The sequence below is a fragment of the Loigolactobacillus bifermentans DSM 20003 genome (assembly GCF_001434575.1).
GTDB classification, from domain to species: Bacteria; Bacillota; Bacilli; order Lactobacillales; family Lactobacillaceae; genus Loigolactobacillus; species Loigolactobacillus bifermentans.
The window spans coordinates 14,669-39,500 of record NZ_AZDA01000001.1; the positions used below are offsets into that span (position 1 = coordinate 14,669).

At 43.7% G+C, this 24,832-nt stretch carries 22 protein-coding genes, 1 tRNA gene and 1 riboswitch; of the genes, 20 read left to right on the top strand and 3 right to left on the bottom strand.

What is annotated here, in order from left to right; translation table 11 throughout:
- The first annotated feature begins 304 nt into the window (after positions 1-304).
- The 9 genes from FC07_RS00050 to xdhC all read left to right on the top strand — a co-directional run bounded on the left by FC07_RS00050 (position 305) and on the right by xdhC (position 10,176).
- On the top strand, positions 305-781 hold the full coding sequence (locus tag FC07_RS00050; RefSeq protein ID WP_057903088.1) for a FeoA family protein: 477 nt from the start codon (positions 305-307) through the stop codon (positions 779-781).
- A 2-nt stretch (positions 782-783) separates the two neighbouring features.
- Complete coding sequence (gene feoB, locus FC07_RS00055) at positions 784-2,904, top strand: ferrous iron transport protein B (RefSeq protein WP_057903089.1); 2,121 nt, start codon at positions 784-786, stop codon at positions 2,902-2,904.
- Between the two features lie 16 nt (positions 2,905-2,920).
- Positions 2,921-3,088 (top strand): FeoB-associated Cys-rich membrane protein, encoded by a 168-nt coding sequence (locus FC07_RS15745; protein ID WP_155797763.1) that lies wholly within the window; start codon positions 2,921-2,923, stop codon positions 3,086-3,088.
- Positions 3,089-3,316: 228 nt separating this feature from the next.
- Positions 3,317-4,201, top strand: coding sequence for an RNase adapter RapZ (gene rapZ, locus FC07_RS00060; RefSeq protein ID WP_057903090.1), 885 nt, complete (start codon positions 3,317-3,319; stop codon positions 4,199-4,201).
- On the top strand, positions 4,198-5,202 hold the full coding sequence (locus tag FC07_RS00065; protein WP_057903091.1) for a gluconeogenesis factor YvcK family protein: 1,005 nt from the start codon (positions 4,198-4,200) through the stop codon (positions 5,200-5,202). Before rapZ ends, FC07_RS00065 begins: the two co-directional genes overlap by 4 nt.
- Before the next feature lie 9 nt (positions 5,203-5,211).
- On the top strand, positions 5,212-6,159 hold the full coding sequence (whiA, locus tag FC07_RS00070) for a DNA-binding protein WhiA (RefSeq protein WP_057903092.1): 948 nt from the start codon (positions 5,212-5,214) through the stop codon (positions 6,157-6,159).
- Between the two features lie 320 nt (positions 6,160-6,479).
- Complete coding sequence (gene xdhA / locus FC07_RS00075; RefSeq protein WP_057903093.1) at positions 6,480-8,786, top strand: xanthine dehydrogenase subunit XdhA; 2,307 nt, start codon at positions 6,480-6,482, stop codon at positions 8,784-8,786.
- Between the two features lies 1 nt (position 8,787).
- Positions 8,788-9,660: a xanthine dehydrogenase subunit XdhB gene (gene xdhB / locus FC07_RS00080; protein ID WP_057903094.1), complete on the top strand. Its 873-nt coding sequence runs from the start codon at positions 8,788-8,790 to the stop codon at positions 9,658-9,660.
- Positions 9,661-10,176 carry a xanthine dehydrogenase subunit XdhC gene (xdhC, locus tag FC07_RS00085; RefSeq protein WP_057903095.1) on the top strand — a complete coding sequence of 172 codons (516 nt, stop codon included), beginning with the start codon at positions 9,661-9,663 and terminating at the stop codon, positions 10,174-10,176. It abuts the gene before it with no gap.
- A gap of 68 nt (positions 10,177-10,244) precedes the next feature.
- Here the strand turns inward: xdhC and clpP are convergent, their stop codons facing one another.
- The gene (gene clpP / locus FC07_RS00090; RefSeq protein ID WP_057903096.1) at positions 10,245-10,826 is read right to left on the bottom strand and encodes an ATP-dependent Clp endopeptidase proteolytic subunit ClpP; all 582 of its coding nucleotides are present in this window, start codon (positions 10,824-10,826) and stop codon (positions 10,245-10,247) included.
- A gap of 202 nt (positions 10,827-11,028) precedes the next feature.
- Positions 11,029-11,131, top strand: a riboswitch (TPP riboswitch).
- Between the two features lie 93 nt (positions 11,132-11,224).
- Between clpP and thiM the strand changes: the two genes are divergently transcribed.
- From thiM to cytX, 4 genes are read left to right on the top strand one after another with little or no spacing between them, the layout of a single operon-like run.
- Complete coding sequence (gene thiM / locus FC07_RS00095; protein WP_057903097.1) at positions 11,225-12,022, top strand: hydroxyethylthiazole kinase; 798 nt, start codon at positions 11,225-11,227, stop codon at positions 12,020-12,022.
- On the top strand, positions 12,022-12,843 hold the full coding sequence (gene thiD / locus FC07_RS00100; protein ID WP_057903098.1) for a bifunctional hydroxymethylpyrimidine kinase/phosphomethylpyrimidine kinase: 822 nt from the start codon (positions 12,022-12,024) through the stop codon (positions 12,841-12,843). The genes thiM and thiD overlap by 1 nt, the downstream gene beginning before the upstream one ends.
- Positions 12,833-13,495 (top strand): thiamine phosphate synthase, encoded by a 663-nt coding sequence (gene thiE / locus FC07_RS00105; RefSeq protein WP_057903099.1) that lies wholly within the window; start codon positions 12,833-12,835, stop codon positions 13,493-13,495. The genes thiD and thiE overlap by 11 nt, the downstream gene beginning before the upstream one ends.
- On the top strand, positions 13,488-14,654 hold the full coding sequence (gene cytX / locus FC07_RS00110) for a putative hydroxymethylpyrimidine transporter CytX (RefSeq protein ID WP_057903100.1): 1,167 nt from the start codon (positions 13,488-13,490) through the stop codon (positions 14,652-14,654). Before thiE ends, cytX begins: the two co-directional genes overlap by 8 nt.
- Before the next feature lie 57 nt (positions 14,655-14,711).
- On the opposite strand, the gene FC07_RS00115 is transcribed toward cytX, so the two are convergent.
- The gene (locus tag FC07_RS00115) at positions 14,712-15,560 is read right to left on the bottom strand and encodes an oxidoreductase (RefSeq protein ID WP_057903101.1); all 849 of its coding nucleotides are present in this window, start codon (positions 15,558-15,560) and stop codon (positions 14,712-14,714) included.
- A gap of 107 nt (positions 15,561-15,667) precedes the next feature.
- Positions 15,668-15,739: transfer RNA gene (locus FC07_RS00120), tRNA-Arg, on the bottom strand.
- A gap of 229 nt (positions 15,740-15,968) precedes the next feature.
- Between FC07_RS00120 and rpoN the strand changes: the two genes are divergently transcribed.
- From rpoN to rnr, 7 genes are all read left to right on the top strand, one after another.
- A complete protein-coding gene (gene rpoN, locus FC07_RS00125) occupies positions 15,969-17,270 on the top strand; it encodes an RNA polymerase factor sigma-54 (RefSeq protein ID WP_057903157.1) in 1,302 nt (433 codons plus the stop codon).
- Positions 17,271-17,444: 174 nt separating this feature from the next.
- Positions 17,445-18,482: a sugar-binding transcriptional regulator gene (locus tag FC07_RS00130; RefSeq protein ID WP_057903102.1), complete on the top strand. Its 1,038-nt coding sequence runs from the start codon at positions 17,445-17,447 to the stop codon at positions 18,480-18,482.
- 37 nt (positions 18,483-18,519) lie between these two features.
- A complete protein-coding gene (gene gap / locus FC07_RS00135; protein WP_057903103.1) occupies positions 18,520-19,536 on the top strand; it encodes a type I glyceraldehyde-3-phosphate dehydrogenase in 1,017 nt (338 codons plus the stop codon).
- Between the two features lie 162 nt (positions 19,537-19,698).
- Positions 19,699-20,910 carry a phosphoglycerate kinase gene (locus tag FC07_RS00140; RefSeq protein WP_057903104.1) on the top strand — a complete coding sequence of 404 codons (1,212 nt, stop codon included), beginning with the start codon at positions 19,699-19,701 and terminating at the stop codon, positions 20,908-20,910.
- A 61-nt stretch (positions 20,911-20,971) separates the two neighbouring features.
- Positions 20,972-21,727 (top strand): triose-phosphate isomerase, encoded by a 756-nt coding sequence (gene tpiA / locus FC07_RS00145; protein WP_057903105.1) that lies wholly within the window; start codon positions 20,972-20,974, stop codon positions 21,725-21,727.
- A gap of 321 nt (positions 21,728-22,048) precedes the next feature.
- Entirely contained in the window at positions 22,049-22,285 is a 237-nt protein-coding gene (gene secG / locus FC07_RS00150; RefSeq protein ID WP_057903106.1) for a preprotein translocase subunit SecG, read from the top strand.
- A 99-nt stretch (positions 22,286-22,384) separates the two neighbouring features.
- Positions 22,385-24,820, top strand: coding sequence for a ribonuclease R (gene rnr / locus FC07_RS00155; protein WP_155797761.1), 2,436 nt, complete (start codon positions 22,385-22,387; stop codon positions 24,818-24,820).
- The last annotated feature ends 12 nt before the right edge of the window (positions 24,821-24,832 follow it).

A 24,832-nucleotide genomic window follows, 5' to 3' on the forward strand; every position in this document is an offset into this window, starting at 1 on the left:
GCTACTCTAAACGCGCTGTTTAGAATAGCTTTTTTTGGTGCGTCAAAATCAATTGATTCTCAATTGGAATATTACAATAATATTACAAATGAACTTTGTTTTCATTTACACTTGTTTCTTAAAACGCTTCCTTGCTATAATCAAAAGTGTTGGAAGGGCTTTTTTATGAAATTTGCAAGATTTGCTAGATAGATTAAAATTAATTTAATCGTAATCTAATGATTTTGATGATGAGGGTGCCTTTCTCATTCAATCACCGTCTGGGGACACAGGTGATGAAAATTTAGGATCGGAGGCTGACAGTTTGAAAGCTTTAGCTGAATTGAGACGTCAAGGTAAATATGTGATCGTACAGGTCCTAGGCGAATCTCGCTTAGTCAAGCATTTAGCAGAAATCGGCATGATTCCTGGCCGCAGCATTACGGTGATTTCACTGGCATCAGATACATCAGGCATGATGATCTATTTTCAAGGCCAGCGTTTAGCCATTAGTAGTGATATTGCCCAGCGGATCGTGGTACGCGGTGAAAATGACAGTGCAGATGTGAAGCTGATTTCCTTAGCGACTTTAACGGTGGGAAAATCAGGGATTATTCGCAAAATGTTAGGCGATCGTGCGTTACGGCGGCGTTTAATGGACATGGGTCTGACCAGCAATACCATGATCAAAGTCAATCAAGTGGCGCCTTTAGGCGATCCCATTGAGTTGATCGTGCGCGGCTATAAATTAAGTCTGCGGAAGCAAGATGCAACGTGTATTCTGTTAGAGGAGGCTGATTAGGCATGGAGATGTCAACAACGGCTTGGTCCCTAGCGGGGAATCCCAATAGTGGGAAAACAACGCTATTTAATATTTTAACTGGGTCAAATCAACATATTGGGAATTGGCCTGGCGTCACGATTGAACGTAAAAGTGGTAAGTTAAAGCATAATAATCAAGTTGAGATTCAAGATCTACCTGGTATTTATTCGATGTCGCCTTATAGTTCTGAAGAAATTATTACCCGCAATTATATTTTAAATGGGCAGACAGATCGGGTATTGGATGTGGTCGATGCCACCAACTTGGAACGGAATTTATATTTGACGCTTCAACTGATGGAAACAGGGGTCCCGATTATTATCGGTTTAAATATGATGGACCGTTTAAAAAAAGAGGGCAATCGGAAGATCAATTTAAAGAAGTTGTCCTATGTTCTAGGCTTACCGGTGGTCAGCATTAGTGCCCTTAAAAACCAGCATGTGGATCAGCTGGTGGACAAAATGCAGGATCCTAATGTTCAAACTTATGCTTATCCGAAGTATGATGATCGGTTAGAATCAGCGATCAACTTGATTGGGGACACGATTCAAGCTTTAGTGCCAAAGCAGCAATTACGCTGGTATGCCATTAAATTGTTTGAACGTGATGAAGATGTGACCAATGAATTAAAACTTTCAGCTGAACAAACCCAAGCCATCGACACGACGATCACCACGACGGAAAAGGTGTTTGATGATGTCAGTGATAGTATTGTGGTGAATGCACGTTATGATTTTATTGCCCGGGTGATGGAAATGGCCGTTATCGATACGGAAGATTTTTCCATGTCTTGGAGTGATCGGGTCGATCGTATCGTCACCAACCGGTTCTTAGCATTGCCAATTTTCGTGTTTGTAATGTGGGTGGTTTACTACTTGTCGATTCAAACCATTGGGACCATTGGTAGTGACTGGATGAATGATGTGCTATTTGGTAAGATCGTGCCTAATTTTGCTACACAAGTGTTACAAAATTGGCACGTGCAAACTTGGCTACAAAGCTTGGTGGTCGACGGGATCATCAACGGGATCGGCTCCGTGTTAGGTTTCTTGCCGCAGATCATGATGCTCTTCTTATGTTTAGGGATTTTAGAGGATTGCGGTTATATGGCGCGGATCGCGTTTGTCATGGATCGGATTTTCCATCGGTTTAATTTATCCGGAAAATCTTTCATTCCCATGTTGATCTCCACTGGTTGTGGGGTACCTGGTATTATGGCCACGCGGACCATTGAAAATGAAAAGGATCGCCGCATGACGATTATGCTCACCACGTTCATGCCTTGTTCCGCTAAGTTAACGGTGATTGCCTTGATCAGTGGAACCTTTTTCCCAGGTAATTCGTGGGTGGCGCCTTCTGCTTATTTCTTAGGCATTATCGCTGTGATCGGTTCAGGGATTTTCTTGAAGAAAACCAAGGTCTTTAGTGGTGCACCAGCACCTTTTGTCATGGAATTACCAGCGTATCACTTACCACGGATCAGTAATTTGGTGCAAAGTGTTTGGTTACGTGCTAAATCATTTATCATTAAAGCAGGCACGATTATCTTCTTATCTTGCGTGGTAATTTGGTTCTTATCCAGCTTTAACTTCCGGCTGCAAATGGTGGACCAAAACCACAGTATTCTCCGTTTCTTAGGCGGTTTGTTAGCCCCGATTTTTGCACCATTAGGCTTTGGGGATTGGCACGCAACGGTTGCTGTCATTGCGGGTTTAATTGCCAAAGAAAATTGCGTTGGGACGTTGCACATTACGTTTGGCGCAGGTACCAGTCATGCAGCCTTTGTTTCAGCGCTCCAGTCTGTTTATACCCCAATGGCAGGGTACGCTTTCTTAGTCTTTAACTTATTGTGCGCCCCTTGCTTTGCTTCAATTGGGACCATGTATAAGGAATTTGGAGATACCGGTTGGACGCTACGTGCGGTTGGGTATCAAACAGCCGTTGCCTACATGGTGGCCGTTGTGATCTATCAAGCATCGCGTATCGCAACCATGCAGTTCTCACCAATCAGTTTGACGGTGGCCGCAATTGCGTTAGCGTTAATGGTTTATGGGATTTTCGTGAAACGTGAAAAAACAGATTTAGGCTTTAGCCTCAGCTAGGAAAGGGGGTGTCTCGATGTCAACCATCATTTTAGCAGTTGTTTTATTTGCAGCCGTTGCCTATGTGACATATTTACGCTTTTTCAAAAAGACAGGGAGTAATTGTCATGATTGTTCAGATGTCGGTTGTCCATTAAGTGACCAAATGCACATGATCAATCAAAACAATCATAAGCAAGCCTAAGGGCCTGTGCGAGATTTGTCATACATGAATATTTTACATAAAATCGACTGGCCTTCAGGGTGAGTCGATTTTTTTCAGTGCGCAACATGTGAAGCATTATGAAAGTTTAAAATAAAGGGATGGTTGCTAGAAATGATACGCCCGGTATGTTAAACTGTTTGAAGCACAATTCGAACGTTAAAGCCGTCATACTTTAAAATTAAGCAGAGAGAATTGAGGGAGTCTATCATGGCCGATACATTAAACTTAGTGGTGATTACTGGGATGAGTGGCGCTGGTAAAACAGTGGCCATGCAAAGCTTTGAAGATCTAGGCTATTTTTGTGTGGATAATATGCCACCGAGTTTGTTGCCTAAATTTTGGGAATTGGTAAAAGAATCTGGTAAGGTGACTAAAATTGCCTTGGTGATTGATTTACGGTCACGGGCTTTTTATGATGAAATTGATGAAATGCTGGCAAATCTGGATAATACGAATTTTGTAACCACTAAGATTCTATTTTTAGATGCTTCAGATGAAGAATTAGTGTCACGCTATAAAGAAACGCGGCGGACGCATCCGTTGGCTATGGAAGGTCGGTTGATGGATGGGATTACCCGTGAACGGGCCTTATTAGCCGAAATTAAACAACGGTCGCAGTTAGTGGTGGATACGTCAGAGTTAACACCACGACAGTTACGCGAAAAGATTTTTGAGAATTTCCGCTTGGATGATGTGGCGACTTTTCATATTGAAGTGATGTCGTTTGGTTTTAAATACGGGGTGCCAATTGATGCCGATATTGTCATGGATGTCCGCTTTTTACCGAACCCTTATTATGTGCCGGAATTTCGCGCTTTAACCGGAAAGAATCAAGCCGTTTATGATTATGTCATGCAACAGCCGGCCACAGAAAACTTTTACGAGCGGTTTAGCGGGATGCTGTTACACATTATGCCAGGTTATCAAAAAGAAGGTAAAACCAGCCTGACGATCGCAATTGGTTGTACAGGCGGGCAACACCGGTCAGTGGCAATTGCTGAACGGCTGGCAGCCGATTTAAAGCCGCAGTATTTAGTTGAAACCATTCACCGAGATATGGCGAAACGAAAGGAGACGATCAATCGCTCATGATCAAGCAGGTACGTAGTTACCGACGACCGAAAATCGTCGTGATCGGTGGTGGAACCGGACTGCCAGTGATCTTAAAAAGTTTACATCAAGAGAATGCGGACATCACCGCCGTTGTCACAGTTGCAGATGATGGGGGCTCTTCCGGTGTGATTCGCAATTATATGAACGTTGTGCCGCCTGGTGATATTCGAAATGTGCTGGTGGCTTTGTCTAATTTACCACAACTTTATTTAGATATTTTTCAGTATCGGTTTAATAGTAAAGATTCATTTTTAGCAGGGCATGCCATTGGTAATCTGATCATTGCGGCGTTATCTGAAATGAAATCAGGCATTTTCGATGCGGTGCAAGAACTATCCGATATGATGGAAATCGATGGTCATGTTTACCCTGCCAGCAACGAGCCATTGGTGCTCAATGCCCATTTTTCGGACGGAACAGAATTGGCCGGGGAAGCAGGGATTACGGCTGCCGACAAGAAAATCAATGATGTTTGGGTAACTGGCGCACAACCTGGGTTTAAACCGCATGCGGTTCATGAAGTAATCAACGCGATTATGAGTGCTGATGCCGTCGTACTAGGGCCAGGAAGCTTATTTACCAGTATTTTACCTAATTTAATGATCGAGAATGTTGGCCAAGCTGTTTTGAATACCAAGGCCGAAGTGATCTATGTGTGCAATATTATGACGCAAAAAGGTGAAACAGAACATTTTACAGATGCAGATCACGTGCGTGTTTTACATCGCCATTTGCACGCCCCATTTGTGAATACCGTGTTGGTGAATACTGCACCAGTACCAGATGATTATATGGATCGTAAAAAGTATGATGAATATTTGTTACAAGTGCAGCATGATTTCAATGGGTTACGCGGACTTGGTTGTCGGGTGATTTCCAATAACTTTTTAAAGTTACGTGATCATGGGGTTTTTCATAATGGCGATCAAGTTGCGCATGAAGTGTTAAACCTGGCACTACAAGCACATCGACGAAATTGAGGTGATGAGATGAGTTCCTATGCAAGCAATGTGAAAAAAGAGCTGACCACTTTGGAAGTTCATCGCGAACATGCACGTGCTGAGTTAGAGGCGCTGATTCGGATGAACGGTTCTTTGAGTATTGCACAACATCAATTTATCTTAAACGTTCAAACCGAAAACCCAGCGATTGCGCGGCGGATCTACACGCTTTTAAAGCAAAACTATGCGGTTGAAAGTGAACTGATCGTGCGGCGTAAAATGAAGCTGAAAAAAAATAACTTATATGTGGTTCGGCTGCGCCAAGGCACCGATCGCGTTTTAAATGACCTGCATATTTTAAATGGGCCGTTAAGTTTAACCACCCTGCCTTCTGATGAAGTGCTGGCATCTGAGCAGAAAATGCGTTCTTATTTGCGCGGTGCCTTTTTAGCAGGTGGCTCTGTTAATAACCCAGAAACCAGCCGGTACCATTTAGAAATTTACTCACTTTACGAAGCCCATAATCAACAGATCGTCAAAATGATCAATCATTTTGGGATGAATGCTCGAGCGACGGAACGGCGTGGCGGTTACATTGTTTATCTGAAGGAAGCGGCTAAGATTGCCGACTTTTTACAGTTAATTGGCGCCACCAGTGCGATGCTGAAATTTGAAGATATTCGCATTGTGCGCGACATGCGAAATTCTGTTAATCGGTTAGTGAATTGTGAAACAGCTAATTTAAACAAAACGATTGATGCAGCCACACGCCAAATCGAAAATATTAAGTATATCCAAACCACGGTTGGCCTAGAAAGTTTACCAACAAAGTTACAGGAAATTGCACAATTACGGTTACGTTATCCCGATATTACCTTAAAAGAACTTGGCGAAAAAATACCAAGTGGGGCGATCTCAAAATCTGGGATCAATCATCGGTTGCGTAAATTAAATCAGTTAGCGGATGAGCTTCACGCAGGTAAATCTTGGGCGTAAAAAGTCGTTGTTAAATGAGTTCAATTCTCATTTAACAACGACTTTTTTGGTGTTAGTCTGAAAATAATTGAATATTTCCAATTTTTATTCATTTTGTAAAATACGAACGTTCGTATTTTTAGCAAACTTAATGGTTGTATTTTAAATGATTTAAAGCGAAAAATAGGTAAAAATCGGACATTTAATAATTAAAATCTTAAAATTAGGCCGATTTCTGATTGTTATGGTTTGCATTTTATGCTAAGCTTTGTGCGGATAAGAAATTGTGAGTCAATCCGATTTTTAAAAAAACAAAGTTGCTGTCTATCGGAGGAATATGAATGGATAAGAAAAAGATTGTTGGTCACTCAGAAGAGCGCTGGGATGCAATTGCGAAGGTGAAAGGTCAGGCTAATTATACCGGTGACTTTTCGTTTAAGCATTTACTGCATGCCAAGATTTTACGGTCGACCATTGCGCATGGTTACGTCAAGTCGTATGACATTGCGGAAGCGGCTCAGATGCCAGGTGTCATCAAAATCTTTTTACCAGAGGATCTCCCACATCATCTTTATTCCACCGCAGGTCATCCTTGGAACCTGGATCCAGCAAAGCGAGATATTGAAGATCGGACCATGCTGACACGTCACGTGCACGTTTATGGTGATGATATTGCACTGGTGGTTGCACGTACTGAATTACAGGCTAAAAAGGCCATGTTGAAAATTAAAGTTGAATACGATGAGTATCCGGTTTATTTAACCCCGGAAGCAGCGATGGCACCTGATGCCATGCGGATCCATCCAGAACGTGAAAATGCGTTTGCCAGTTCAGAAGTGGGCTTTGGCGATGTGAAGCAAAGCTTAAAAGACGCTGATTATGTGATTGCCAGGCATTTAACGACGCCAGTCCAACAACATTTGCATTTGGAAAACCAAATTGCAGTGGCTTATCAAAGTTCTGATCAACGCTGGACTTGCATTAGTTCCACTCAAATCCCACATATTTGTCGCCGCATTGTGGCACAGGCCAACGGAATCGATTGGTCCCAAGTTCGGGTGAAAAAGCCATTTATTGGCGGTGGTTTTGGAAATAAACAGGAAATCATTATTGAACCGTTAGTGGTTGCCTTAAGCCGCGCTTTAGGGGGGCGTCCGGTTCAGATTGCCTTGACGCGTGAGGAAACCATCGCTTATACGCGAACCAGACATGCGATTTCATATGATATGAAAATTGGTGTGAATCAGGATGGTCATCTGACAGCGATTGATTGTGATGTGCTCTCCAATCAAGGCGGTTACGCGTCACACGGCCACGCTGTTGGTGGTAAAGGGGGCACCTTTATTAATGCACTGTATCGCGCTGACAGTTTACGTTTTTCCGCAAAAACGGTGTATACCAACATTGCAACAGCCGGCGCCATGCGAGGGTATGGGATGCCACAAGTGATTTTTGCATTGGAATCGATTATTGATGATGCAGCTGACAAAATTGGTATGGATCCGATTAAGTTTCGGCAAATAAACCACCAGCCAGATGGTTTTTACAATCAGTTAGGCCAAACAAAGCAGCGGGACTTTTTAATTGAACAATGTTTGGTAAAAGGTCGCGCAGCTTTTCATTGGGATGAAAAATTAGCTGCTAGTCAGGCTTACAAAACGGGTGTTAAGCGCCGTGGTGTGGGCATTGCCGCTTTTTCTTTTGGAACAGCGGTTTGGCCGTTCGGACTAGAAACATCCAGTGCCCGGTTGTTCGCCTTACCGGATGGTACGTTTAAATTACAAGTAGGGGCCACTGAAATTGGACAAGGTGCAGATACAGCATTAGCACAAATGGCAGCTGAAACCTTAGGGGTACCGTTTAAAAGTGTGATTCGTGATGTGATGACGGATACGGACTTGGATCCATATGATACCGGAGCTTACGCCTCTCGACAAACTTATATTGGTGGGGTAGCCGTTAAAAAAGCTGCCGAAGAAATGAAACAAAAAATCTTAAAACGTGCGGAAACTGAATTTAAGGTTCAGCTGGAACACATGGATATTGTCGACGGGAACATTGTTTATCGTGCTGATGGCGATCTGGTGACAACTGTGAAAGACATGGCCATGCAGTCCTATTATGATTGGGATACAGCTGGTTCAATGGAAACTTATTCATCGATTAATGTGCACCACAATTCTTATGGCTCTGGTTGTAGTTTGGCAGAAGTTGAAGTCGATATTGAAACTGGACAGGTAAAATTATTGAGTTTAATGAACGTCCATGATTCCGGAAAAATTATTAATCCGCTGTTGGCCAGTGGTCAGGTCGATGGTGGCATGGCCATGAGTGCGGCTTACGGTTTAAATGAAGAACTGCTCTATAACAAAGCAGGGAAGCCATTGAATAACAACATGCTAGATTATAAATTGCCAACCGCTATGGACTTACCAGACTTAGAAGGTGTGTTTGTCGAATCACAAGACCCATTAGGCCCTTATGGCAATAAAGCATTAGGGGAAAATCCAGACGTATCACCAGCACCAGCGATTCGCAACGCTGTTAAAAATGCGATTGGTGTTGGAATCGACAAGATTCCGTTGACACCGGAATTGGTTTATAACCAATATCAAGCCGCACAAAAAGCAGCGAAGGGGGACTTATAAAATGTACGATATTACAGGTTATCATGAGGCACATTCTTTAGCGGATGTTTTTGCTGTGATTCGCACAGATCCTCACGCACGGATTGTTGCCGGTGGCACGGATGTTCTCGTGAAAAATCGCGCAGAAGCAGCGACTTACGCTGAGGTTGCCTTGATTGGAATCCGAGAGATTCCTGAATTACAAGGGATTCGCTTAGAAGTCGATGGCACGATTAGCATTGGGGCACTGTGTTCCTTTGATGAAATTGAACACGATCCGATTATTCGCCAGCATATGGGGTTATTAGCCCAAGCGGTTTCATTGGTCGGTGGGCCACAAACGCGGCATATGGGCACCATTGGCGGTAACATTTGTAATGCCGGTCCTGGTGCGGATAGTTCACCATCATTGCTGGCCTATAATGCTGTTTTAGAGATTCAATCACCAACTGGAACGCGACACTTACCAATTCGCGATTTATTTACAGGCCCAAGCCAAACGGTGCTTAAACCGGGGGATGTGGTGGTGCGGATCAACGTTGCGCAAGCTGATTATCAAGGTTATGTGGGCTATTACACCAAGTTTGCCCGGCGTAATGCTTTGGACATTGCCAATCAAAGCTGTGCGGCATTGATCAAAGTGAATGACCAACAGGAAATTCAAGATTTGCGAATCGCCTTTGGGGCCTCTGCACCAACGCCAGTGCGTGCACCGCATGCGGAAGCCTATGCGCAAGGTAAAACGATTAGCGCTGATGTGCTGAAGGCCATTGGCACCGCATGCTTAAAAGATACAAAAACACATTCTGGCCGCAATAGTAAAGCGTTTCGCGATCATCTCGTGACCGTTTTACCAGGGCGCAATATTATGACAGCATTGAAAGGTGACGAATAAATGAAGCAAACAATTGCGTTTACATTAAATGGCGAAGCAGTTTCTTGTGATGTGGATGTCCGCCAAAGCTTGATCGAAGTCTTGCGCGATGAATTTGAAATGACAGGTGTTAAAGAAGGTTGTAGTGTTGGTGAATGTGGCGCCTGTACGGTGATCATTGACGGGCAGACCATGGAGTCTTGTCTCTATATGGCTGTTTGGGCCAATGGTAAAAACATCACAACCATTGAAGGGGTGGCCGCTGAAGATGGCCATTTGGACAATGTGCAACAGGCCTTTGTAGATGCTGGGGCCGTGCAATGCGGTTACTGCACGCCAGGGATGGTTTTGTCCAGCGAGCAGTTGCTGGCAGATAATCCTAACCCAACCCGGGACGAAATTCGCCGCGGCCTTTCTGGTAATATGTGTCGTTGTACCGGGTACCAAAAGATTGTGGATGCCGTTGAATTAGCGGCTAAAAATGGTGGCGTTAAAACGGATAATCGGAATAAAATTCCATTTCATGTGGCCAACTAAACTCAAAAAAAGAAGCTGATGCATGCCGCGCTAAGTAAGCGGGCTGCATCAGCTTCTTTAATTTGAAATTATTTTTGGTTAACCATAATCTCATCGATCAAACCATAATCTTTGGCTTCTTGAGCGGTTAAATAATGGTCACGATCAGTGTCTTTTTGGATCTGTTCTAAGGTTTGGCCAGAACTTTCAGCCAAAATCTTGTTCAAACGTTTCCGAGTCTTTAAGATCTCAGTTGCGGCGATTTCAATTTCAGTTTGTTGTCCTTGAGCGCCACCTAAAGGTTGGTGAATTAAAACAGTGGCATTTGGCAATGCGAAACGTTTGCCCTTTGTCCCAGCTGTTAATAAAACACTGGCCATTGAAGCAGCCATCCCCATTGCAATCGTTTGAACGTCAGCTTTAATGAAGTTCATCGTATCGTAAATGGCAAGACCGGCTGTCACAGAGCCGCCAGGTGAGTTGATATAAATCGAAATATCTTTATTAGAATCTTGAGCGTCTAAGAAAAGTAATTGGGCAATGACAGAGTTTGCCATTTGGTCATTAACTTCCCCGGATAACATGATGATACGATCTTTTAACAAACGTGAATAAATATCATAAGCACGTTCACCACGAGATGATTGTTCAATAACTGTAGGAACTAACATGTTGTAACCTCCTAGTGTGTTTCAAATTTAAATTTATTTTAGCACTCAACTAAGTGTAATGCTAGTTTAGAGCATTGGTCAGCAAAGGTCAAATGTTTTACCTTAATTTTTTGATCTTTTTGTCAAAAGTCAGGGAATGTGGTTTTGGATATAAGGTGGTATTTTTGATGAAAACGGTTATACTAAAAGTAATCATATCAGAAATCAACACTAGGGGTGTTCGAAAGAGCTGAGATGCATCAAGCAGTGCAATCCCTTTGAACCTGTAAGTTCAGACTTGCGCAGGAAAGTGTTAATGGTCGCAATAAACAGGGCGAAACCAATTAACACAATTGGTTTCGCCCTGTTTATTTTGCAGGTAAGGTTGAGGACTGAAAAAATAAAGGAGCTGGTTAATAATGAAACTAGCAGCACTTGAAACATTGCGGCAACAAAATCCAATCGTCTTTAATATTTCTAACTTTGTCACGGTTCAGGATGTGGCCAATGGCATTAACGCATTAGGCGCCTCCCCAATTATGTCTGAAGAGATTACAGAAGCTGAGGAAATGGTTCAAATGGCCAGTGCAGTTGTGCTTAATTTAGGGGCGTTTACAGAGCGGCAAGTGGCACAAATTCGGCGGGTCGGCCAACTGGCGAACCAGTACCATAAACCGTTGGTCATCGATCCAGTGGCGGTGGGGGCTGTCAAATATCGCAAACAAGTTGCCACCCAATTATTAGCCGACTTTCAGGTAGACATTATTCGCGGTAATGCTGGGGAAATTGCGGCATTGGCTGACGTCGATTGGCAAGCAAAAGGCATTGATGCCGGTGAGGGCAATCAGGATCTCGTTGCCGTTGCCAAAGCTTGTGCCACTAAACAACATGCAATTGTCATTTTAAGTGGGCCAACGGATGTGATTACCGATGGCAAACAAGTTTGCAAAGTTTTTAATGGGACACCATTATTCCAGTTACATGTCGGCTCTGGCGATATGCTATCCAGTGTGGTGGGGGCATTTGCCGGAGTACTACCAGATTATTTTGAAGCGGCTCAAACAGCTTGTGCCACTTTTGCCAGTGCGGGTGAACGGGTTGCAGCGACTTTGTCGGCCGAACAACCAGGAACATTTGCGGCCAAGCTATTTGATGAATTACATTTAATGACGTTACAAAATTTAACTGAAACTGCGAAATTCGAGGTGCAACCATAATGACTGATATCTTCCCACAAGCATTATCCATTGCCGGTTCTGATAGCGGTGGCGGTGCAGGCATGCAAGCTGATTTGAAAACCATTCAAGAACGCCACGTTTTTGCTACGACGGTGTTAGTGGCGATTACCGCCCAAAATACCTTAGGTGTCCAAGATGCTTTCCCACTGCCTGAAAAGATTATTGATGAACAATTTGCCTCTTTGGCGGCGGATTTACAGATCAAGGCTTGTAAAACCGGGATGCTTGCTGATCCTATTCGCGTGCGGGCAGTGGTTCGTAACTTGAAAAAATATGATTTTGGCCCACTGACTGTTGATCCAGTCATGATTGCCAAAGGCGGGGCACCGCTGTTAAGTAATGACGCCATCGATGTGGTGCGCGATGAACTCTTGCCGTTAGCAACAATCGTGACACCGAATTTACCAGAAGCTGAGCGGTTAACGGATATGACAATTGAAACGCCAGCAGCAGTTAAGCAAGCCGCCGTTAAATTACAACAACGCGGCGCTCAAAATATCATTATTAAAGGTGGCCATCAAGAAGGTGATACCAGTCGTGACTACGTCCTTTTAGCAGACGGTACTGATTTTTGGCTAAGTGCTAAGCGGGTGCCAACGCATAACACTCATGGCACCGGCGATACACTGTCGGCTTGTATTACGGCAGAATTAGCCAAAGGTCAATCACTTGAAGCGGCCATTCGGTTAGGCAAAGCCTATGTGGATGCAACCATTCGCGATGGCATTCAAGTGGGGCATGGACATGGCCCTTTGAATCATTGGGCATATCGTAAAGTGGAGGGTCAAAATGGACTTTAAACCAGAACAACTGCAGGCCTATTTCATCATGGGGACGCAAGATCTACAACCAGAACAAGACTTTTTGACAATTTTAAAAACGGCTTTGGCAGCAGGTATTACGGCCTTTCAATTTCGTGAAAAAGGGCCAACTGCTTTAACAGGGGCTGACAAACTGGCTTTGGCACAAACTTGCCGGCAGCTAACGCAGGCTTACCAGGTGCCTTTGATCATTGATGATGATATTGAATTGGCGCTAGCGGTTCACGCAGATGGGCTACACGTGGGCCAAAAGGATGAGGGCATTGAGGCGACGTTGGCCCAAGTGCAACAACGCTTGTTTGTAGGATATTCCTGTAGCACCGTGGCAGAGGTTGAACATGCCAATCAGTTGGATCAGATTGCGTATTTAGGCAGTGGCCCCATTTATCCAACTGGGTCAAAAGCGGATGCAGATCCAGTGATCGGTTTAGCGGGTCTTGAAAAACTCGTTGGCCTCAGTCGGTGCCCGATTGTAGCCATTGGTGGGATTACAGCTGCTCATTTAAACGATATTGCAGCAACTGGTGCTGCAGGAGTATCCGTGATCTCAATGATCACGCAAAGCAAGCATATCACCGATAGCGTACAGGCCATGCGTCAAGCATTTGGAGGTGAGGCCACTCATGGCTAATACCCAAACGCGGACGCAATTTCTATTGTGGCTTGGGGCGGCTATTTCCATTGCAGAAATCGTCACTGGGACGTTAATGGCACCATTAGGCTTAGGGAAAGGCTTTTTAGCCATTGTACTCGGCCATTTGATCGGTTGCTTAGGCTTTTTATTGCCAGCCGCTTATTTAGGTGCAAAGCGTCATCAAAGTGCCATTGAGTCGACCGAGTTTGTTTTCGGGCGTTGGGGCGTCCTACTTTTTTCGTGCTTAAACGGCCTGCAATTGTTGGGCTGGACAGCCGTGATGATCGTGAATGCCGCTCAAGCGATGAATGGGGTCAGTGGTCAGTTGTTTGGACACCGTAATTTTGTGGTGATGGCGGTGATCATTGCGCTATTGATCGGCCTGTGGCTATGGCTAGATGTTAAAATCCTATTTAAGTTAAATAATGTGATCGTGGTGATCTTGTTGCTTGGCTCACTGATCGTATTGGGCTTGGTGTTGCATACTGGTGTGACGGCAGGGGCAATTTCAGGACAAATGAGTTTTGGCGCTGCAGTTGAATTAAACGTAACCATGGGCTTATCCTGGTTGCCATTAATTGGGGATTACACCCAACAAACCAAACGCCCTTTTACGATCTCATTAGCAAGTGCCGGTGGGTATGGCCTCGGGAGCTTATTGATGTTTAGCATTGGCTTATTATTAGCAGCGCGGACAGGGTTAGATTTTGCTACTTTTTTGACCCATTCAGGGCTAGGGCTAATCGCCTTGCTGATCATTATCTTTTCAACGGTTACGACCACCTTTATGGACGCGCACTCAGCCGCAGTGAGTTTGCAAAATGTTTGGCCGAAAAGTAATGCGCGGGTGATTGCCTTGATCGTAACGGCAGTGGGCTTGGTCATTGCTTTAGTGGCTTCCATGCAAACTTATGAAAACTTCCTATACTTTATTGGCTCGATCTTTACACCACTTTATACCATTGTGTTTGTGAGTTATTTTGTTTTGAAACGACCATTGCCAGTTTGGGGCAATTTTATGTGGTGGTTGCTAGGAGTTGTAGGCTATTATGGCTTACAACATTATGATTTTGTTGGCGGTACCACATTGCTATTAGCCGTTCTGCTAGGATTACTCGTGTGGCTAAGTGCTAAAGTACAGCGGACCATCGTTTAAAGGAACATCGAAAAGAGGCATCAGACGTTTTTTGTCGGATGCCTCTTTTTAACAGGACTATTTTTGCCAGTAAGCTTCGTCGCCATAATTTAAATGGGTTGAGTCGGCTTGCCACTGGTCGAAATCCTGTTGTTCTTGGGTCAGTTCCACTTGCATGCGGTCAAAAGCGTTTTGGCCTGCAATAAAATGGAAAGGAGGTTTCGTGACTTGACTGAGTTTGATCATGGCCTGCGCCAGAAGTGCTGGGGAGCCAGCCTGTTGGCCAGAATGGGTTTCAGTTTGTTGGCGCCGGACATGTGCTGTTTGCGCATAATCAGCAATCAATGCGGTGGCACCAACATGTGACCGGCCTGCCCAGTCGGTGCGAAATGGCCCAGGCTCAATATTGGTAATGTGGAGCCCTAAAGGTGCCACTTCTTGACGTAAGGCCTTCATTAAGCCTTCCACTGCGTGTTTGGTTGCGTTATAGTAACCGAAGGCAGGGTTGCCTAAGAGACCGGCAATTGAGGTGATATTCATGATATAGCCGTGCTTTTGTTGGCGCATGATCGGAAGTACCGCACGGGTGACATTTGAGACGCCCCAGAAATTAGTTTCCATCATTCGGCGGACCTGTGTGTCATCTGATTCCTCAACAGCGCCAAAATAACCCCAGCCAGCGTTATTCACCAAGACATCGATCCGACCAAATTTCGCCACGGCAGCCGTCAGGGCGGTTTTGATCTGTTCAGGCTTGGTGACATCCACCGTGGCTAACAGGACGTTAGGCTGGTTTTGCCAGTCTGCAATTTTAGTGAGATTGCGGGCAGTGGCCACCACTTTTTCATGCCGGGCAATCAATGCTTCAACTAATTCACGTCCAAAACCGGTGGACGTGCCGGTGATAAACCAAACTTTTGCTGTCATAAGACAACCTCTTTTCAAAATGACTTAGTCTTAGTTTAATCAATTTTTGAAAATTGGACAACAAAAAACCTTCTATCAACTGATAGAAGGCTTAAACGTTCATCTGATGCGCTTGGAGGGAATCGAACCCCCATCTCAAGAACCGGAATCTCACGTGATATCCATTACACTACAAGCGCTAAACAACATAAACTATATTAAACAATATTCGGACAAAAGGCAAGGGCTAATTTAGAAATTTGTGGTTTTTGTTGAATCAACGCTGCTGTTGATCGAATCATGTTAAACTAGAAGCATCAATTTTGGTCTAAACCAAAGAATCGGTTAAAATGAAGTCGTACCACTTAGCAAATCGCTAACCCAACGTTATGAACAGTGAGGTGTTTGATTTTGGGACCTAAACAGGCCATGAGTCAGCAGCAAAAGCAATTACAAAAGCTTGTGATGACACAACAATTACAACAGTCGATTCAAATGTTGCAATTTAATGTGGATGGATTGCAGAAGTTTCTGCAACAAAAAAGTCTTGAGAATCCACTGATCGAAGTTCAAACGACCTTAGAACATGTTCCTGTGATCCGAAATACAAGCAGTCGCCAGGTGACAGATCCCATGCAATACATGGACGCCATTCCAGAACGGTCACAGTCGTTGTTTGAATATTTATTAGATCAGGTGCATCTGACCATGCGGGCAACACCGTTGCGGGACCTTGTTTTGTTTTTGTTAGAGTATTTAGATTTAAACGGCTATTTAAAATTAACTTTAGAAGAAGCAATGGCAAAAACAGGTGCCAGTCAGGTACAAGTTTTGGATGCCTTAACCTTATTACAACAATTGGATCCACCAGGGGTTGGCGCCCGTGACCTGCAAGAATGCTTGCTGTTACAAATTGAAAACGACGATCGCGCGCCAGCACAAGCCTATTTAGTGCTTGAAGATAGCTTTTTGGACTTTGCACAACGTCATTGGGATAAAATCAGTCAGCGTTATCACATGTCGTTGGCACAGGTGCAGGCGATCTTCGACTACGTACAAGGTCTAACACCCCATCCAGGCGCTAGTTTTACCCAAAGTCAAAACGACTACATTATTCCCGATTTGATTTTAGAAATGGCTGGTTCAAGGCTTAAGCTCATGCCGACTAAGGCCGGGCGTCCTAAATTACGCTTTCAACAAAAGTATTTTGAGCGAATGGCCCAAAGTGATGATCAAGCCGTGGCAAAATATTTGCAGGAAAAAAAGCAAGAGTACGCTTGGCTTAAAAATAGTCTGCAGCAACGTGGCAGCACGATTTTACGTGTTGGTCAGTCGATTTTAAAGCACCAACATGACTTTTTTACCCAGGCGACGCATCCGCTGAAGCCGTTGCTGTTACGCGATGTCGCACAAGAGTTGAAATTGCATGAGTCAACGATCAGTCGTAGTGTCAATGGCAAGTATTTACAGACCCCATTTGGTGTTTATGAATTGCGCCAGTTCTTTACCAACGCCGTGAATCAAGAAAATGGGGATGCTTTTTCTGCCGAAAATGTGAAGCAGCAACTGGCACAGCTGATTGCTGCGGAAGATAAACAGCATCCGTTGTCTGATCAGAAAATTGTGACACAATTGGCGGCACAAGGCATCACGATCTCACGGCGAACGGCTGCCAAATATCGTGAGGCTTTAGGGATCCAATCGTCATCAAAAAGAAAGCGCTATGAATGAAAATCGTTTGAAAATAGTTCAAGCATAAGCCTTGCATAAAAAAATAGAACTTGCTATAATACAAATCGTGGTCAAGGGAAGTGGACAGAGATGGACACTTTAATTTTTGACCTTGATGGGTCGCAAAATGACAGAGCGGGACATTTCTTGACCCGTGAAGGAAGAGGAAACACAATGCAGCAAGAATTAACCTGGTTGGCAGCTTTAGCACCTGATCTAATTGATTCAGCTAAATTGCGATTTCAAATTTTGCAACAGATTCATTGGCTCGCACCGATTGGTCGTCGGGTGTTAGCACAACGTCTCAGTTTGACTGAGCGTAGCTTACGCACCGAAACGACTTTTCTGCGGGAAAACGATTTGATCACCATGACGAAATCAGGCATGATGCTCACAGCTAAGGGTAGTGACGTGCTACAACATTTAGCGGGGACCATGGCCGAGTTATCCGGCATCAAAATCAAAGAAAAACAATTGGCAGATCTGCTTCATTTAGATCATTGTTCAATTGTTGCAGCTGATTTGGACCAACAGCCCAAAGTGCTGGAGACCATGGGTCGTCTGTTAAACGAAATTCTGCAACAAAACTTACCGCAAGGTGAGGCTGTGATTGCAGCAATGGGTGGGACGACGATGGCAGCCGTTGCGAATCAGTTGACGCCGGCTTTGTCAGAAAAGCGTCAGTTAACCTTTGTTCCTGCACGTGGTGGTTTAGGCGAAGCGGTTGATATTCAAGCCAATTCGGTTTGTGCGCAAATGGCACTTAACACGAATGGTACACATCGGGTGCTCTATATTCCAGAGCATGTTAGCGCGCGTGTTTATCAACCATTGCTTGAAGAACCAGTGGTAAAAGAAGTGTTAACATTAGTTGACAAAAGTGTCGGGGTAGTTCATAGTATCGGTGTGGCATTGCAGATGGCGGAACGCCGGGACATGCCAGCAGATACAATTCAAATGTTAAAACGCAAGCATGCAGTTGGTGAAGCATTTGGTTACTTTTTTGATAAGCAAGGCCGGATCGTTTATAAAATTCCTCAAATTGGTCTACAACTTGAGAAGCTCAAAAAAACGCCTTGTATCGTCGCTATTGCTGGTGGCGCAAAAAAAGCCGATGCGATTAAGGCTTACGCGCAGCTTGCACCGCACCAGACTTGGTTAATTACTGACGAAGGTGCTGCAAACTTGATTTTAAAAGGGGTAACCCTTTAAAATAAATTTTTATTTCCTGAAGGAGGAAATCTTTATTATGACTACAAAAGTAGGTATTAATGGTTTCGGACGTATTGGTCGTTTAGCTTTACGTCGTATTTATAGCTTGAGCAACACTGACTTGGAAGTTGCTGCTATCAATGATTTAACATCACCAGACATGTTAGCTCATTTATTGAAGTATGATACAGCTCATGGTAACTTCAACCATGAAGTATCAGCTACAGAAAACAGCTTGGTAATTGATGGTAAGAACATCCCAGTTTACGCTGAATCAGATGCTCACAATATTCCTTGGGTTAAAAACGACGATGTTGAATTAGTACTTGAAAGTACTGGTTTCTACACTTCAAAAGAAAAATCACAAGCACATATCGATGCTGGTGCTAAGAAAGTTCTTATCTCAGCTCCTGCTGGTGCACTTAAGACTGTCGTTTACGGTGTTAACGATGATACAATCACACCTGACGACCAAATCATCTCAGCTGCTTCATGCACAACTAACTGCTTGGCTCCTTTAGCTAAGGCTGTTAACGATGCATTCGGCATCAAAGCTGGTACGATGACAACTATCCATGCTTACACTGCTACTCAAAAATTACAAGATGGTCCAGATCGTGGCGGTAACGTTCGTGCTGCTCGTGCAGCTGCTGCTAACATTATCCCTCATTCAACTGGTGCTGCTAAGGCCTTGGGCTTAGTTGTTCCTGCATTGAAGGGTAAATTAGATGGCCATGCACAACGTGTACCAGTTATCACTGGTTCATTAACTGAATTAGTTGCAACACTCGACAAGACTGTTACAGCTGACGAAGTTAACGCTGCTGTTAAGGCAGTTACTGAAGGCAACGCTTCATTTGGTTACAACGATGACCAAATCGTTTCTTCAGACATCATTGGCACTGAATTTGGTTCAGTATTCGATCCTACACAAACACAAATCGTTGGCGGCGGCGAAGGCCAAGTTGTCAAAGTTGTTGCTTGGTACGATAACGAATCTGGCTTTACTGCACAAATGATTCGTACATTAGAAAAATTTGCTAGCCAAATGTAATCTCGGCCTTCTAGCCAATTTTACAAACCGCAAATAGATTTTCTACTAAAGGCGGAGGGAGGTTCACTCCCTCTGCCTTTTTTGATAGCCGCGCTCAGGGCCCGAGTGGCGGTAGATGTTATGAATAAATGAATGAATTAATTATCAGGAGGCTATCCAAACATGGCAAAATTAATTGTTTCTGATTTAGATGTTAAATCAAAAAAAGTATTAATTCGTGTGGACTTTAACGTCCCAATTAAAGGCGGCGTGATCGGTGACGATAACCGGATCGTAGCTGCATTACCAACCATCAAATACGTGATTGAAAACGGCGGTAAAGCCATTCTGTTATCTCATTTAGGCCGGATCAAGTCCGATGACGATAAGAAAGAATTAAGCCTTGAACCTGTTGCAACACGTTTAAGCGAATTGTTAAACAAGCCGGTTACTTTTGTACCAACTAACGAAGGCAAACAACTTGAAGACGCAATTGCGACTTTAAGCGATGGCGACGTATTGGTAATGGAAAACACTCGTTTCCAGGATATTGACAATGACTTTGGCAAGCGTGAAAGCAAGAACGATCCTAAATTAGGTGAATACTGGGCTGGTTTAGGCGACATCTTCATCAATGATGCTTTTGGGACAGCACACCGTGAACATGCTTCTAACGTTGGGATCGCCACAGCAATGAAGGCAAAAGGCCAAAAAGTTGCTGCTGGTTTCTTAATGGAAAAAGAAATCAAGTTCTTAGGCAATGCCGTTGACAACCCTAAGCACCCATTTGTTGCCATCTTAGGTGGTGCCAAAGTTTCTGATAAGATCGGTGTCATCGATCATTTATTAGCTAAAGCTGACAAAGTAATTGTTGGTGGTGGGATGACTTATACATTCTACGCTGCTAAAGGCCTTAAAATTGGGAACTCTTTAGTTGAAAAAGATAAAATTGAATTAGCTAAGTCAATCATTGAAAAAGCTGGCGACAAGTTAGTCTTGCCAGTTGATAACGTGGTTGCTAAAGAATTCAAGAATGATGCTGACAGCCAAGTTGCTGAAGGCGACATTCCTGATGGCTACATGGCTTTAGATATCGGTCCTAAATCAATCGAAGATTTCAAAGCTGTGTTAGCTGATGCTAAGACCGTTGTTTGGAACGGCCCAATGGGTGTCTTTGAAATGAGCAACTATGCTAAGGGTACCCTTGAAGTTGGGAAATTCTTAGGCACATTGTCTGACGCAACAACCATTGTTGGTGGTGGTGATTCAACAGCCGCTGTTAAGCAATTAGGTGTTGGCGACCAATTGACTCATATTTCAACTGGTGGCGGTGCTTCATTAGAATACCTTGAAGGTAAGACTTTACCTGGTATTGCTGCCATTTCTGAAAAATAAGTTTTTTACAAGTAACGGTGCGTGAGCACCGACTTGTTACATAAGAAAGGACGATTTGAATATGCGTACACCAATTATCGCTGGTAACTGGAAAATGAACAAAAACCCTAAGGAAACTGCTGAATTTGTTGCAGGCCTTAAAGGTAAATTACCTGATCCTAGCAAAGTAGAAGCTGTCATCGGCGCACCTGCTGTTGATTTACAAACCTTGTTAGACGGTGCTGCTGGCACTGACTTGCATATTGCTTCTGAAAATAACTATTTCGAAGATGCTGGTGCTTTCACTGGCGAAACATCACCAAAAGTTTTAGCTGAAATGGGTGTGAACTACGGTATTATCGGCCATAGTGAACGTCGCGGTTACTTCCACGAAACAGATGAAGATATTAACAAAAAAGCAAAAGCTTTGATTGCCAATGGTTTAACACCAATCATCTGCTGTGGCGAAACTTTAGAAACACGTAAAGCAAACAAGTTTGGCGAATGGGTTTCTGGCCAAATTAAAGCTGCTTTGAAAGATTTAACAGCAGACCAAGTTGCTTCATTGGTCATTGCTTACGAACCAATCTGGGCAATCGGTACTGGTGAAACAGCCACACCTGAACAAGCACAAGAAGTTTGTCATTTGATCCGCGAAACAGTCGCTGATTTATATGACCAAACAACTGCTGAAAACGTTCGGATCCAATATGGTGGTTCAATGAAACCAGCTAACGTTAAAGAATTAATGGCACAACCTGATATTGATGGTGGCTTAATCGGTGGCGCTAGCTTGCAACCAGATTCATTCATCGAATTATTACACTACCAAGGTTAATCACCTTCCACAGAAAGCAGCGTACGCCTGATCAGCGTGGGCTGCTTTTTTGGTACGCCCGTTTAAGTGCCGTTAGCGTCCTGATCATCAGAATATCAAAAATAATTTAAGTTGTTCACTGAAAAGGAACTGAATTCATAGGATTGGGTGTTTTGATTAAACGAAATCAATGGTATAATAGAGAGCTGTAATGGCTGACCTGTGGATCAGTCATAAAAGCGAAAGTCATTAAAAAATCGAAGTTATAGCTTAATCTGATAAATTAATGCACTGTCAGAGATGCGTTGCCATTTTGCTATATTTTGGAAAGTTGGTACCTAAGTGTACAATACGATTCTAACCTTATTGTTAATTGTATCCGTGCTGATTATCATTGCAGTTTTAATGCAACCAAGTAAACAGCAAGATGCCTTAAGCGCACTTTCAGGCGGTGCGGCCGACTTATTTGGTAAACAAAAGGCCCGTGGTTTTGAAGCCTTTATGCAAAAGGTGACAGTGGTTCTAGGCATCCTTTTCTTTGTCCTTTCATTGGCACTTGCCTACGTTTCATCACATTAATGAAAGTGAAGGCCTCCTGCTATTGGATAGCAGGAGGCTTTTCCTTGATAAGCTAACCATGAAGATAAAATGTCAAAACATTTGGAAATGAGGTTTCCTTTGAGTAAAAACGACTTATTTGAAAATGAATTATTAGAGCGTTTAGCAGCGCAACCCAATCGTTATTTTACGGTTGAAGCATTAAGTGACCAGTTAGGATTAAAAGGGGCAGTTGCCTTTAAGATTTTAGTCCAAACCTTGACAAAATTAACCCAAGAAAAGAAAGTACAACAAGACAGTAAAAATCGTTACGGTGTGGTAGTTGCTGCGCAAACCGTTAGTGGGATCTTTCACGCTAACGATCGTGGCTTTGGTTTTATTGCTTGGGACGAAGTTGAACCTGACGTATATGTGTCTGCGGATAATACCAACTTTGCCTTAAATGGCGATGAAGTTGAAGCTGAAGTGATTCGTCCTGCTGTTCCTGGTAGTGGTAAAGGACCAGAAGGAAAAATCACCAATGTTGTGAAGCGTAACTTTAGTCGGGTCGTTGGTGAGTTCACTGGTTTTTCACCGAGTGAAATTGCTGAAAAGCATTATTATGGCTTTTTACACCTGACTCAAAAAAGTTTACAAGATGTTCCCGTTTATTTAGGTGATACGGGGTTACAACCGCAAGACGGTGATATGGTGGTTGCTGAAATTACCAACTACCCGAGTGCTGATTTTCCTAAGACAATGCGCGGTTTGGCAGTTGAGGATCTAGGAAATAAAAATGCACCTGGTGTCGATATTATGGCGATTGTTTTCCGTCATGGAATCCCCACTGAATTTCCTGACGACGTGATGGCAGAGGCCAACCAGATTCCATCTGAAGTGCAAGCAGATGAAAAAACCGGGCGGCGTGATTTAACAGATCAAGACTTTGTCACCATTGATGGCGAAACATCAAAGGACTTTGATGATGCCGTTGTAGCTTGGAAGTTACCTAACGGCAACTTCCATTTAGGGGTTAGTATTGCGGATGTTGCCCATTATGTCACACCAGGAACCGCTTTAGATCATGAAGCCTTTGAACGAGGGACATCGACTTATTTAACAGATCGTGTGTTGCCGATGTTACCAGAACGACTTTCAAATGGCATCTGTTCCTTGAACCCAGGTGTCGAACGCTTAACCATGACTTGTGAAATGGAAGTTTCACCCCAAGGTCAAATCGTGAAGCATGAGATTTTTCCAGCTGTCATTAAAAGTGCAGCCCGCATGACGTATACGGCTGTGAACCAGATTTTAGACGAACAAGATGCAACTGTGCGTGCCACTTATGACCATTTTGTACCAATGTTTGAAGTGATGGGTGAGTTGCATGAGATCTTGAAAGACATGCGGCATCGGCGTGGCGCCATTGATTTTGAAGAGCCTGAAGCTAAGATCATTGTTGACGAAGACGGTCATCCAACGGACATTGAATTACGTGAACGTGGGACCAGTGAACGCATGATCGAGTCCTTTATGTTAGCGGCTAACGAAACGGTGGCTGAGCATTATAACAAGTTACACGTGCCATTCTTATACCGGGTGCATGAAACACCAGATACGGATAAAATCAAAGCATTTTACGAGTTTATCAATAACATCGGTGTGGTTGCCAAAGGAGATACTGAAAACATCAAGCCGAAGATGTTGCAGGCAATTTTAACGAAGATCCACGGCACGCCAGTTGAACCTGTCATTCAGATTATGATGTTACGGAGTATGAAACAAGCCAAGTATGCTGATCAGTTATTAGGCCATTTCGGGATCGCTGCAGAATACTATACGCACTTTACGTCACCTATTCGCCGTTATCCTGATTTAATGGTTCATCGGTTGATTCACTGGTACGCTGAAAATGGCACCAATGAAGAAGCACAAGCGAAGTATCGCGATCAATTGGACGAAGTTGCGACGCATAGCTCGCAAATGGAACGTCGCTCAATCGATGCAGAACGTGACACAGATGCCTTGAAGAAGGCTGAATACATGTTGCCACAAGTTGGCGAAGAATTTGATGCTGTGGTGAGCTCAGTGACGAAGTTTGGATTGTTTATTGAATTGCCAAACACCGTTGAAGGCTTGGTTCATATTTCAACGATGGACGATGACTACTACAACTTTATTGAGCAGTATTTGGCCATGGTAGGTGAGCATTCAAAGCGGACTTATCGGATCGGCCAACCTGTACGCGTGAAGTTAATGAATGTGGATGTTGATCAACACCAAATTGACTTTAAATTATTGCCAGATGATAACACCCCTACCAGTGATCTTGGCGATTTGGTTGAACGCAAACCACGGCGAAATTTCCGAAATAACCGGAATCAACAACATGGTGGTCGTCGGCCAAATGGGAATCGTAATGGTGGTGGTGATCATCGCAATCAACATAGTCGCGGTGGGCAACAGCGCAATGGCGGTCATGGCAATAGTAGTCAGCATTCAAATTATCGTGGCAATCATCAACGCCGCAATAGCAATGGCAATACGAGCAATACCAATCATCAACAACGACATTAATTTCAGTTGGAG

Excerpts from the sequence above, each read along its gene's own strand:
- feoB (WP_057903089.1), top strand. The coding sequence starts at position 784 with ATGGAGATGTCAACAACGGCTTGGTCCCTAGCGGGGAATCCCAATAGT.
- FC07_RS15745 (WP_155797763.1), top strand. The coding sequence starts at position 2,921 with ATGTCAACCATCATTTTAGCAGTTGTTTTATTTGCAGCCGTTGCCTAT.
- rapZ (WP_057903090.1), top strand. The coding sequence starts at position 3,317 with ATGGCCGATACATTAAACTTAGTGGTGATTACTGGGATGAGTGGCGCT.
- FC07_RS00065 (WP_057903091.1), top strand. The coding sequence starts at position 4,198 with ATGATCAAGCAGGTACGTAGTTACCGACGACCGAAAATCGTCGTGATC.
- whiA (WP_057903092.1), top strand. The coding sequence starts at position 5,212 with ATGAGTTCCTATGCAAGCAATGTGAAAAAAGAGCTGACCACTTTGGAA.
- xdhA (WP_057903093.1), top strand. The coding sequence starts at position 6,480 with ATGGATAAGAAAAAGATTGTTGGTCACTCAGAAGAGCGCTGGGATGCA.
- xdhB (WP_057903094.1), top strand. The coding sequence starts at position 8,788 with ATGTACGATATTACAGGTTATCATGAGGCACATTCTTTAGCGGATGTT.
- xdhC (WP_057903095.1), top strand. The coding sequence starts at position 9,661 with ATGAAGCAAACAATTGCGTTTACATTAAATGGCGAAGCAGTTTCTTGT.
- clpP (WP_057903096.1), bottom strand. The coding sequence starts at position 10,826 with ATGTTAGTTCCTACAGTTATTGAACAATCATCTCGTGGTGAACGTGCT.
- thiM (WP_057903097.1), top strand. The coding sequence starts at position 11,225 with ATGAAACTAGCAGCACTTGAAACATTGCGGCAACAAAATCCAATCGTC.
- thiD (WP_057903098.1), top strand. The coding sequence starts at position 12,022 with ATGACTGATATCTTCCCACAAGCATTATCCATTGCCGGTTCTGATAGC.
- thiE (WP_057903099.1), top strand. The coding sequence starts at position 12,833 with ATGGACTTTAAACCAGAACAACTGCAGGCCTATTTCATCATGGGGACG.
- cytX (WP_057903100.1), top strand. The coding sequence starts at position 13,488 with ATGGCTAATACCCAAACGCGGACGCAATTTCTATTGTGGCTTGGGGCG.
- FC07_RS00115 (WP_057903101.1), bottom strand. The coding sequence starts at position 15,560 with ATGACAGCAAAAGTTTGGTTTATCACCGGCACGTCCACCGGTTTTGGA.
- rpoN (WP_057903157.1), top strand. The coding sequence starts at position 15,969 with ATGAGTCAGCAGCAAAAGCAATTACAAAAGCTTGTGATGACACAACAA.
- FC07_RS00130 (WP_057903102.1), top strand. The coding sequence starts at position 17,445 with ATGCAGCAAGAATTAACCTGGTTGGCAGCTTTAGCACCTGATCTAATT.
- gap (WP_057903103.1), top strand. The coding sequence starts at position 18,520 with ATGACTACAAAAGTAGGTATTAATGGTTTCGGACGTATTGGTCGTTTA.
- FC07_RS00140 (WP_057903104.1), top strand. The coding sequence starts at position 19,699 with ATGGCAAAATTAATTGTTTCTGATTTAGATGTTAAATCAAAAAAAGTA.
- tpiA (WP_057903105.1), top strand. The coding sequence starts at position 20,972 with ATGCGTACACCAATTATCGCTGGTAACTGGAAAATGAACAAAAACCCT.